The 10,330-nt window shown below is 65.5% G+C and carries 11 protein-coding genes (1 of these 11 only partly in view); 4 read left to right on the forward strand and 7 right to left on the reverse strand.

Annotated elements, in window-relative coordinates; all coding sequences use genetic code 11:
- Positions 1-825: the 5' portion of a TRAP transporter substrate-binding protein gene (locus AKN84_RS38595; RefSeq protein ID WP_050425627.1), read on the reverse strand. It extends 264 nt beyond the left edge of the window; only the first 825 of its 1,089 coding nucleotides appear in the window; the start codon lies at positions 823-825; the stop codon falls past the left edge of the window.
- Between the two features lie 307 nt (positions 826-1,132).
- On the opposite strand from AKN84_RS38595, the gene AKN84_RS49595 reads away from it, so the two are divergent.
- Together AKN84_RS49595 and AKN84_RS38600 are read left to right on the forward strand one after the other, a co-directional pair.
- Entirely contained in the window at positions 1,133-1,438 is a 306-nt protein-coding gene (locus AKN84_RS49595; RefSeq protein WP_244485710.1) for an NAD-dependent epimerase/dehydratase family protein, read from the forward strand.
- Positions 1,423-2,217, forward strand: a complete 795-nt coding sequence (locus tag AKN84_RS38600) for a Rossmann-fold NAD(P)-binding domain-containing protein (RefSeq protein WP_244485711.1) — start codon at positions 1,423-1,425, stop codon at positions 2,215-2,217. Before AKN84_RS49595 ends, AKN84_RS38600 begins: the two co-directional genes overlap by 16 nt.
- A 198-nt stretch (positions 2,218-2,415) precedes the next feature.
- Here AKN84_RS38600 and AKN84_RS38605 read toward each other — a convergent pair whose 3' ends face one another.
- The 5 genes from AKN84_RS38605 to AKN84_RS38625 all read right to left on the reverse strand — a co-directional run bounded on the left by AKN84_RS38605 (position 2,416) and on the right by AKN84_RS38625 (position 7,903).
- Positions 2,416-3,723, reverse strand: coding sequence for an NAD(P)H-dependent oxidoreductase (locus AKN84_RS38605; protein WP_050425628.1), 1,308 nt, complete (start codon positions 3,721-3,723; stop codon positions 2,416-2,418).
- A gap of 185 nt (positions 3,724-3,908) precedes the next feature.
- Positions 3,909-4,709 (reverse strand): phytanoyl-CoA dioxygenase family protein, encoded by an 801-nt coding sequence (locus AKN84_RS38610; protein WP_050425629.1) that lies wholly within the window; start codon positions 4,707-4,709, stop codon positions 3,909-3,911.
- A gap of 50 nt (positions 4,710-4,759) precedes the next feature.
- Positions 4,760-5,434, reverse strand: coding sequence for a GntR family transcriptional regulator (locus tag AKN84_RS38615; protein ID WP_050425630.1), 675 nt, complete (start codon positions 5,432-5,434; stop codon positions 4,760-4,762).
- A gap of 281 nt (positions 5,435-5,715) precedes the next feature.
- Positions 5,716-6,972: a M20/M25/M40 family metallo-hydrolase gene (locus AKN84_RS38620; protein ID WP_050425631.1), complete on the reverse strand. Its 1,257-nt coding sequence runs from the start codon at positions 6,970-6,972 to the stop codon at positions 5,716-5,718.
- Between the two features lie 64 nt (positions 6,973-7,036).
- Complete coding sequence (locus AKN84_RS38625; protein ID WP_050425632.1) at positions 7,037-7,903, reverse strand: sigma-70 family RNA polymerase sigma factor; 867 nt, start codon at positions 7,901-7,903, stop codon at positions 7,037-7,039.
- A gap of 110 nt (positions 7,904-8,013) precedes the next feature.
- Here AKN84_RS38625 and AKN84_RS38630 point away from each other — a divergent pair, with 110 nt between their 5' ends.
- Complete coding sequence (locus tag AKN84_RS38630) at positions 8,014-8,469, forward strand: carboxymuconolactone decarboxylase family protein (RefSeq protein ID WP_050425634.1); 456 nt, start codon at positions 8,014-8,016, stop codon at positions 8,467-8,469.
- 182 nt (positions 8,470-8,651) lie between these two features.
- On the opposite strand, the gene AKN84_RS38635 is transcribed toward AKN84_RS38630, so the two are convergent.
- Entirely contained in the window at positions 8,652-9,461 is an 810-nt protein-coding gene (locus AKN84_RS38635; protein ID WP_050425633.1) for an alpha/beta fold hydrolase, read from the reverse strand.
- Positions 9,462-9,618: 157 nt separating this feature from the next.
- Here AKN84_RS38635 and AKN84_RS38640 point away from each other — a divergent pair, with 157 nt between their 5' ends.
- A complete protein-coding gene (locus AKN84_RS38640; protein WP_050425635.1) occupies positions 9,619-10,161 on the forward strand; it encodes a methylated-DNA--[protein]-cysteine S-methyltransferase in 543 nt (180 codons plus the stop codon).
- Positions 10,162-10,330: the final 169 nt, after the last annotated feature.

Genomic DNA, 10,330 nt, shown 5'->3' on the forward strand with positions numbered 1-10,330 from the left:
CACCCAGGTGAAGGTGTCTTCGGACGCGGCCTGGATCGCGGCCTGATAATGCTTCGGCAGCGCGTTCCACTTGTCCTTGTTCATCACGTTGTGGCCCTGGCCGGTGCCTTCCCACCAGCCGGGGTAGTAGTAGAACTTCGCGACCTTGACGAAGCCGAGCTTCTCGTCGTCATACGGCCCGACCCATTCGGCGGCGTCGATGGTGCCTTTCTCCAGCGCCGGGTAGATGTCGCCGCCGGCGATCTGCTGCGGTACGCCGCCGACCTTGGCGATGATGGTGCCGGCGAAGCCGCCGACGCGGAATTTCAGCCCCTGCAAATCCGCCATCGACTTGATCTCCTTCCGGAACCAGCCGCCCATCTGGGCGCCGGTCGAGCCGGTCGGAATGCCGACGCAGTTGTATTCGCCGAGCAAATTGTTGATCAGCTCGCTGCCGCCGCCCCATTGCAGCCAGGAAATGTGCTGGCGCGTGTTGAGGCCGAATGGCAGCGACGTGCCGAAGGTGAAGGCGGGATTCTTGCCCCAGTAATAATACAGCGCGGTGTTGCCCATCTCGACCGTGCCGTTGGAGACGGCGTCGAGCACCTGCAGGCCGGGCACGATCTCGCCGGCGGCGAACGACTGGATCTGGAATCGGTTGTCGGTGATTTCGGCGACGCGCTTGCAGAAGAATTCGCAGCCGCCATAGAGCGTATCGAGTGCCTTCGGCCAGCTTGCCGCGAGCCGCCACCTGACCTCGGGCATCGATTGCGCGACCGCGGGTGCAGCGACCGCCGTCGCGGCGAGCCCAACGCCGCCTGCCTTCAAGAAATCACGACGCTTCATGCGTAGCCCTCCTGTGTGCCGATGCCTCGACAAGGGGAACGATCTTGGTGCCGTCTTTCTTCGCCGATCGATCGACGTTGCTGTGATGAGTGTGTTCGATGGCCCTCGACGGGCTCTTGTGCGGGAAATCCGGGCTTCCGGTTCCGGCGGTCAGGATGATGGTTTACCGGCGGAAATCAAGCGCCTGGCTTCGTTGCAGCTGCGAAGGAAGATCTGCTGTTGGTCTCATCCGATACCCGCGGCGATGGCTGCCGGCTCCGTCGCGATCTGCTACGCAGGGCGGGTGAGTTGATGGGAGTTCAAGGACATGGCCAACAAGAAAGTCGTGGTCGCCGGCGCGACCGGCCTCGTCGGCAACGCCGCCTTGCGACACTTCGGCGCATCCGACGATTGCGAGCGCATCGCGCTGTCGCGCCGCAAGCCGCGCGAGCTCTACGGCGCGCAGCATGTGCGAATCGACCTGACCAATGCCGAGGATTGCCGCCGCGCGGCGGCCGAGCTCGGCGGCGCAACCCATCTGATCTATGCCGCGCTCTATGAGGCGCCCAGCCTGGTCGATGGCTGCGCGACGCCGGGCAGATCGAGACCAACGACCGGATGCTGCGCAATTTGATGGGTGTGCTCGAGCCGGTCGCGCCTGATCTCAAGCATGTCGCGCTGCTGCAGGGCACCAAGGCCTATGGCGTGCATGTCCGGCCGCTCGTGGTGCCGGCGCGCGAGGGCCGCTCGGAAATGTACGAGCAGCCGAATTTCTATTGGGCGCAGGAGAATTTCCTGCGCGAGCTGCAGCGCGGCAATGGCTGGCACTGGAGCATCCTGCGTCCGGTGCTGATCATCGGTGAAGCCATGGGCGGGGCGATGGACCTGATTCCGCCGCTCGGCGTCTATGCGGCGGTGCTGCGCGAGCAGGGCAGGCCGCTCGACTATCCCGGCGGCGCGCCGCGCGTCGCGCAGGCCGTCGACGTCGATCTGTTGGCGCGCGCGATCGCCTGGTCGGGCGACACCGAGGCCGCGCGCAACGAAGCTTTCAACGTCACCAATGGCGACGTCTTCACCTGGGAGAATATCTGGCCGGCGGTCGCTGATGCGCTCGAGATGACGCCGGGCCGGCATGTGCCGCTCTCGCTGGCGCAGACCTGGCCGCAATGGAATGCGGCCTGGGACGAGCTGCGCAGGAAGCACGATCTGATCGCGCCGGGTCTGGAAGAGTTCGTCGGCCTGTCGTTCCAGTATGCCGATTACAGCATGCGCTACGGGCAGACTGAATCCGGTCCGCCCTCGATCGTGTCGACGGTGAAGATCAACCAGGCCGGCTTCACCGAGATGATGGATACCGAGGTGATGTTCCGGAAGTGGTTCAAGCTGGCGAAGGCAAGCCGGTTGTTGCCGTGATGCGCCGAGCATTGCTCTATCGGCTCCCTCGCCCCGCTCTTGCGGGGAGAGGGTTGGGGTGAGGGCTTCTATCCGGCGAGCACTTCGCTGCTTGTTGAGCCGTATGCATCGCCCCTCACCCGGATCGCATCTGCGATGCGATCCGACCTCTCCCCGCAAAAGAGCGGGGAGAGGTGAAGAGCTGAGTGAAAGCGAGCGCTAGCGCGAAAACGCCTGCTCCATCGCCTTGCGGGTCTTGATCGTGTCGTTGCGTTCGTCGACCTCGACATCGGTCCAGCGTACCACGGCGCCATGGGCGACGTCGTTCTTCAGCTTGACCCGATGCGCGAGCCCGATCGGTAACGCACCGGCGGCGAGGCTGGCGGAGGCGGGCATCAGTTTGCCCCACACCGTGTAGCCGCCTTCGCCGTCCAACATCTCGCCGGCGCGCAGATTGCGCTTCGCCACCGATGCGACGTCGCCGCGGAAGCCGCGCGGCTGCCCGGTCGGTTCGTTGCGCAGCGCGGCCGACAGCACCGAGATGTTCAGCTCGAGCCCGATCAGATGATAGGGCTTGTACATCGCCGCATAGCGCCCGGACGCATCGGTCTTGAGCCCATACTGCCTGAAGCAGTCGGCCGCGTAATCGTTCGGCGCCTCCAGCACCACATAGACGCCCCAGCGCAGGTCGCGAAACACGGGACGGCCGTCGCGCTCCAACGACGACACCACTTCGACGATACCGGATTTCTCCAGCACGCCGCCCGCCTCGCGCGGCCGCATCACATGCGGCAGATCGTCGACGCCGCAGGGCGGAAACAGCAATCCCTCCGACGGCACGTCGAGCGTGCAGGCATTGGCGATCGCCGCCATCTCGATCGCGGATTTGGTGCCGTCGAGGAAGGAGTTGAACATCTGCGGATTCATGCCGGCGGATTGAGCCTCGCCCGCGGTGAGCCCGTAATGCTGCCACACGCCTTCCGGCGTCACGTCGTGATAGGCCGGTAGATATTTCGTGCCCTTGCCGGCGGCGACGACGCGAAAGCCCGTGGCGCACGCCCAGTCGACCATCTCCGCGGTCAGCGCCGGCTGGTCGCCATAGGCGAGCGAATAGACCACGCCGGCCTTGCGCGCCTCTTCCGCGAGCAGCGGGCCGGCCAGCACGTCGGCCTCGACATTGACCATCACGACATGCTTGCCGGCGGCGATTGCCGCGCGGGCATGGCGGATGCCGACGGCCGGATTGCCGGTCGCTTCCACCACGACATCGAACGCGCCGCCGGCGATCGCGCGCGCGCCGTCGTCGGTGAAGGTGGTCGCGCCGATCCGCGCCTCGTCCCAGCCGACCGTGCGGCACGCCTCGCGGGCGCGATCGCGGTCGAGATCGACGATCACGGGCACCTCGAGCCCCGGCGTGTGCGGCACCTGCGACAGGAACATCGAGCCGAATTTTCCGGCACCGATCAGGACGACGCGCACCGGCTTGCCGGCGGCGGCGCGGGTTTTGAGGAGGTGGTGCAGGTTCATGATGCTGGTTACCAATGCTGCAGACGCGCGGGGCGCGCGACTATTCAGAATTCGTCATTCCGGGGCGCGACGAAGTCGCGAGCTAGGATGTGCAATTGCACATCTGAGAATCCATCGTACTACGAATGTGCGGTCCAATGGATTCCGGGCTCTCGCTTCGCGAGCCCCGGAATGACAATTGCGTGCTACTCCGCCGCCTGCCGCGGCGCGCGGGCGAGGCGCAGCAGAGCGTCGTCGGCGACGGTCTGGATCGGCGTGAAGTCGCGGTGCGCGATGTAGTCGGGCCGCGTCGGGGTGCGGATGTAGTTCGAGACCGCGTTCAGCGTCAAATAGACGATCTTGCGCGGGTAGGGCGTGATGTTACCGCTCGATCCGTGCACCAGATTGCCGTGGAACATCAGCATGCCGCCAGGCTTGCCGGTCGGGGCGACGATGCCGCCTTGCTTGACGAGCCGGGTGACCGTCTCCTCGTCCAGCGTCCACAGCGGGTAAGACGTGGTTTCGAGATCGTGCGACGCCTTCAGATCGCCCGCGGTCTGGCTCTGCGGCACCAGCATCAACGGACCGTTGATCGGCATCACCTCGTCGAGGAAGATCGCGATGTTCATCGCGCGCGGCTCCGGCATGCCGTCGTCACGCTTCCAGGTGCCGTAATCCTGATGCCACTGCCAGACGTCGCCGGTGAAGGCCGCCTTCGCATTGATCTTGAACTGGTGCATGTAGACCTTCTCACCGAACAGCTGTTCGATCGGGTCGATCATGCGCGGGTGCGCGCCGAGCGTGCCGAACGCCTCGTTATAGAGATGCGCGGCGAATGCAGTGCGCGGCGCACCGCTCTTCTCGCGCCACACTTCGGGGCGGTTGGCGTCATAGATCGAGACGGCTTCGCGCGCGAGGAAATCGACCTCTTCCTGGCTGAACAGCTCGGGCAGGAACAGCCAGCCTTCGCGGTGGAAGAATTCGACCTGCTCTTGGGTCAGTTTCATGGTGCTTTCCTCCTGTTGTTATCTTGTCTCTTATGGCTGCGCTTGTTTGCTCACGCCGCCACGTCGATTGCCCTCAGCTTCTCTTCCGTCATCCGCCCCGCCGTCTGCGCATGCGCCAGCGCTGCGGCCTCCGCAGCATCCGCATTGCCGGAAAGAATATGCGCGGCGATGGTCTCGTGTTCGGTCCAGGCGCTGTCGCGGTAATCGAGTTCGGCGAGCACGGTCGCCATCGAGCGGCGCATATGCGGCCATTGCGGCGCGATCATTTCCTCGATCGCGGAATTGCCGGCGAGCCGGTAGATCGCGCTGTGGAAGTCGACATCGAGCGCGATCAGGCGCGCCAGCGGTGCGTTGTCGTCGATCGTGCGTCCGGCTTCGAGCGCGCTTCCGAGCTGCGCACGTGCTGCGGCATCCGCTTTCACGCGCGTTGCGGCAAGCCGCGCCGCCAGCGCGTCGATGGCGCCGCGCACTTCATAGAGCTCGCGGATGCGCTGCGGATCGAGCTGCGTCACTTCGAAGCCGCGCTTGCCGCTTTCCGCGACCAGGCCCTGACGATGCAACAGATGCAGCGCGTGCGAGATCGGCTGGCGCGAGACGCCGAGCTTTTCCGCAAGTTCGTTCTGGGTAATGCGCTGGCCGGGCAGCAGCGTGCGGTCGATGATCGCCTCGAGCAGCCGCCCGTAGACCTGGTCGATGAGGTTCGGAAGCGGGTCCAACGGGATCATGCCGACAGTCCAATTTGGAATACGGAATTCCGTGTTCGAAATGAAAGCTACTGCCGGTTGTGCGAGCGGTCAAGGCTCCAGTTTGCGACGGAGCTAAGCAATTGATAGATCGTCATTTTTATGAGATCTGAGCAGCTCCAGCGTTGGCATCAGTTCCGGTGATCAGCCAGCCGCAATCGCTCAGCGAAGCGTCAAGCAGCCGGTCGAACGCCAGCCACCGGCTGCTTTGCATGGGGTTGTTTTCGATATTTTGGCAACGGCCTCCCGTATGTGACGGTCGGCTACTTCGCCTTGCCCAGATCCATCAGCAGCCGTGTCATCAGATAGAGCCGCGGCACGATCGAGTTGGTGTCGATGTATTCGTCGCGGGCGTGATAGCCCCAGCCGGCGAGGCCGAAGCTTTCGACCACGACCGCCTTGCCGCTGCGCGCGGCGTAGCCGGCGTCGGTGGCGCCGCCGGTCATCTCGGCGATATCCAGCGTGCGGTCGAACTCGGCATAGATCGCCTGTCCCTGCTTGGCGAGCGCGCGGCCGCGATCGTCAGCGACGAAGGGCGGGCGGCCTGCAACGACCTTCACGCTCACTTCGGTGTCCGGGATCAGTCTGTCCTTCACCTTGTCGTCGAGCGCGGCTTGCAGCTTTTGCACGCCGTCTGGAATGGTGAGGCGGATGTCGGCGCCGGCAGAGGCGTGATCGGGAATCTGGTTGCGCACGGTGCCGGCCTTCGCGGTGGTCCAGTTCAGCTGCGTGCCCGGAATCGATTTCGCGACGTCCTGGGTCTGCAGCAATTGATGCGCGAGCTCGATCAGCGCGTTGCGGCCGAGCTGCGGCGCGGCGCCGGCATGCGAGGCCTTGCCCTTCACATCCAGCGTGCCGGTCGCGGTGCCACTGGCGCCGAGCAGCAGGCTTTCGTTCTTGGCGACCGGCGGCGCCACCGTCGGCTCGCAGGACAGCACCACGTCGTGCTGGTCGGCGAGCTCGGCGATGGTCTCGCCGGAGCCGATCGAGCCGACCTCCTCATCCGGATTGAACGACACGGTGAGCTTGGCGTAGTCGCGCCAGTCCGCATCGTTCAGGATCTTGAGGGAATGCAGGATGACGGCGATGCCGCCTTTGTCGTCAGCGATGCCGGGTCCGTAGATCCTGTTGCCGTCGACCTTGTAGGGCTGGGTGTCGAGGATGCCGTGCTCATAGACCGTGTCCATATGCGCGATCAGCATCAGCTTCTTGCTGCCGGTGCCTTCGAAGGTGCCGATCACCATGTCGGCGCCGGCGCCCTTCGTGGTCTTGCGCCGCTCGGTCTTGGCGCCGAGCGCCTTCAGCCGCGCTTCGGTGTAGTCGGCCATCTTCTTCAGGCCTTCGACATCGCTCGAGCCTGACTCGATCAGTACCATGTCGTGCAGGCTTTCGATCACGGCCGGCTGGGCCTGCTCGGCGGCCGCGCGCAGCTTTTCATCCGCGGCGGCAAGGGCTGAGGACGAGGCGAGGGCGAGCGAGAGCACGCCGGCCGACGCAAGCAATTTGATCGATAGTTTCATAATTGTCCTCCCTGCATGAATGCAGGGAGACACTAGCATCGCGGTTTGCCTGCCTCCAGCCGCGTCAGTTGCGGTCGAGCACCTCGACATCGAAGGTTTCGATCTCCGCGGCATCGGCGGTCGCATCGATCGCCGCGATCCGGTCGCCTGAAATCGTGACCCGCAGCACGACGCGCAGCTTGCCACCGAAAATGACGGCGACGCCGATCTCGCCGTCGACCAGTGCCGGCTTCGCCGCCTGCGCCCGCCCCTTGAAGCTTTCGGCCACAGCCGTGGCGCCGCGGATCACCGGCAGCGAGCCGAGCCGCTGCGCCGCCTGATCGGCGCGCACCACGACGTCGGGCGCGAGCACGGCGAGCAGCCCCTCGAAATCGCCATTGCGGGACGCCGCGAGGAAGGCCTCGACGATGCCGCGCTGCCGGCCGAGATCGGCATCCGGCGCCGGCGGCGCGCCCTGCACGCGGCGCCGCGCACGGCTGGCGAGTTGCCGCGCGGCGGCCGGCGTGCGTCCGACGATCGGCGCGATCTCCTCGAACGGCACCGCGAACATGTCGTGCAGCACGAACGCGAGCCGCTCGGCCGGCGCCAGCGTTTCCAGCACCACCAGCAGCGCCGCGCCGACGGAGTCAGCCATCTCGGTCTCGCGCTCCGATGGATTGTCCGCGATCGGCTCCGGCACGTGCGGACCGATCGGCTCCTCGCGGCGCGATTTGCGCGAGCGCAGCATGTCGAGGCAGATCCGCGCGATCACCGTGGTCAGCCATCCGCCGAGATTGTCGACCGTAGCGGCATCGGTGCGGCCAAGCCGCAGCCAAGCCTCCTGCACGGCATCGTCGACCTCTGCGGTCGAGCCCAGCATGCGATAGGCCACCGCCCGCAGGCGCGGCCGGTTGGCCTCGAACTGTTCGGCCAGAAATTTCTTCTCGTCCATCGGTCACATTCCCTTGGTCCGCTCCGTCATGGGTAAGACGAACGAAGGCCGGCCGATGTGACAGCAGATCGGCGCGGCGACGTCAAAAGGCAAACCAGGAGAGCGATATGATGAAAGCCCGCATGAACCACCCGGTGATGGTTGTTCCCGATGCCATGAAGGCGCTGCAGGCGCTCAGCGAGAGCACCAAGCCGGCGCTGCCGGAAAAGCTGCTCGAACTGGTCCATCTGCGCGCCAGCCAGATCAATGGCTGCAGCGTCTGCGTCGACATGCACCCGAAGCTCGCCCGGCGCGCCGGCGAGACCGATGAGCGGTTGTTCGCGGTCGGCGCCTGGCGCGACACGCCCTATTTCACCGACGCCGAGCGCGCCGCGCTGGCGCTGACGGAAGCGGTGACCCGGCTCAGCGACCGCGAGGACCCGGTGACGGACGCGGTGTGGGACGAGGCTGCTAAGCATTTCGATGAGCAGCAGCTCGCGTCGCTGGTGCTCGGCATTGCGGCGATCAATGTCTGGAATCGGTTGAACGTCGCCGTGCGGCAGCCGGTCGGTGCGTGGAAGGTGTGAGGAGTACTCTCGCGGCGCGGACGGTGCACCCTCTCCCCTTGTGGGAGAGGGTGGCGCGATAGAGCGTAGCGGCATCGCGCCGGGTGAGGGGTTCTCTCCGCGGAGACAGACCCCTCACCCGGATCGCACTCCGCTCCGCTGCATGCGATCCGACCCCTCCCACAAGGGGAGAGGTGCACCTGCTATGCGGAGAGAAACTCCAGCACGATCTCGCAATAACGCTGCGGGGCCTGCTCGAACATCGGATGCGTTGTGCCCGGGATCATCTCGGTGCGCGAACCCCTTACATTGGCGGCAAGGGCGTGCAGCACCTTCGGCAGCATGCCCTTGGTGTTGGCGCCGCCGATGAACAGCGTCGGCGTCTTGATCGCCTCCGCATCGGCCTTCGAGAAGGGCGGGCGCTGGTCGCGGGTCTGGCCGATCAGCGTGGTCGCATTGTCGCGGAGCAGCTGCTTGGAGGTCGCAGGAATCCGCTTCCAGGCGCCGGGGCCCTCGAGCGCGTCCATGAAGACCTGCAGGCCGCCGTCGATGTCGCCCTTGGCAATTTCCGCCGCACACGCCGCGAAGCGCGCTGCCAGCGGCGAGGGGCCGGGCTTGAAATCCGGATCGAGGCTCTCGTCGAGCTCGCCGCCGGGCTCGGCGAGGACCAGCTTGCGCAGCAGGTCCGGCCGCCGCTGCGCGGCGCGGAAGCAGATGTGGCCGCCGCGGGAATGCCCCATCAGGTCGACCGGTTTGGTATCGAAGGCCTCGATGAAGGCGATCACGTCGTCGACATGCTGCGCGATCGAATAGGTGTCGCCAACGCCGTCCCAATGCGCCGGGAAGAAATGCCGCAGGCTGACCGCGATGACGCGATGGTGGCGCGTCATCGGGCCAAGCACCGCCGACCAGATCCGGAAATCGCATAGCGAGCCATGCACGCAGACCAGCGGCGGGCCCTCTCCGATATCGAGATAGGGCATGTCGAAACCGTTGACGTGGAGGCTGTGCATTTTAAGGCTCGCGGAGGGGAGGAGATGTTGTTGATTTAGCCGAAGTTCCCACGGAATTCGGGTGGATAGCAACATTCTCCAAGCCTAGATTTCAGATCAACAGCAGGCTCAAAGATATGAGCCGAATGAATATATGAAGGAACATCTGGAGCGAGCCATGACCGGCCAGCATTATGCAATCTTCGAGACCATGATCGGCGCCTGCGGCATCGTCTGGGGCGAGCACGGCGTCACCGGCGTGCAGCTGCCGATGGGCAGCGAGGAGAAGACCCGCAAGCGGATCTTTCAGCGCAACGGCGAGGTCACCGAGGCGGCCCCGCCGGCGGAGGTGCAACACGCGATCGACGGCATGATCGAGCTGCTCGCCGGCAAGCCGAACGACCTCGCCGACATCGTGCTCGATCTCGACGGCGTGCCGGAGTTCAACCGCGGCGTCTACGACATCGCGCGCAAGATCCCGCCGGGCAAGACCATGACCTATGGCGACATCGCCAAGCAGCTCGGCGGCGTCGAACTGTCGCGCGACGTCGGCCAGGCCCTGGGCCGCAACCCGTGCCCGATCGTGGTGCCCTGCCACCGGGTGCTGGCGGCCGGCAACAAGCCGGGCGGCTTCTCGGCCAATGGCGGCGTGGTCACCAAGCTGAAGATGCTGCAGATCGAAGGCGCGGTGGTGAACCACACGCCGAGCCTGTTCGATTGAGTGAGCCTGTTCGATTGAGGAAGAAGCACCCTCCCCTGGAGGGGGAGGGTCGGCTCACATGAAGCGCAGCGCAATGTGAGACGGGGTGGGGTGATCTCTCAACGCGGGCAGTGTCTGCGTGGAGAGACCTTCACCCCACCCCGCCGCTCATTTCATTCGCGCCGACCCT

It is taken from the genome of Bradyrhizobium tropiciagri, from assembly GCF_001189845.1.
In the GTDB taxonomy this organism is placed as follows: Bacteria; Pseudomonadota; Alphaproteobacteria; order Rhizobiales; family Xanthobacteraceae; genus Bradyrhizobium; species Bradyrhizobium tropiciagri.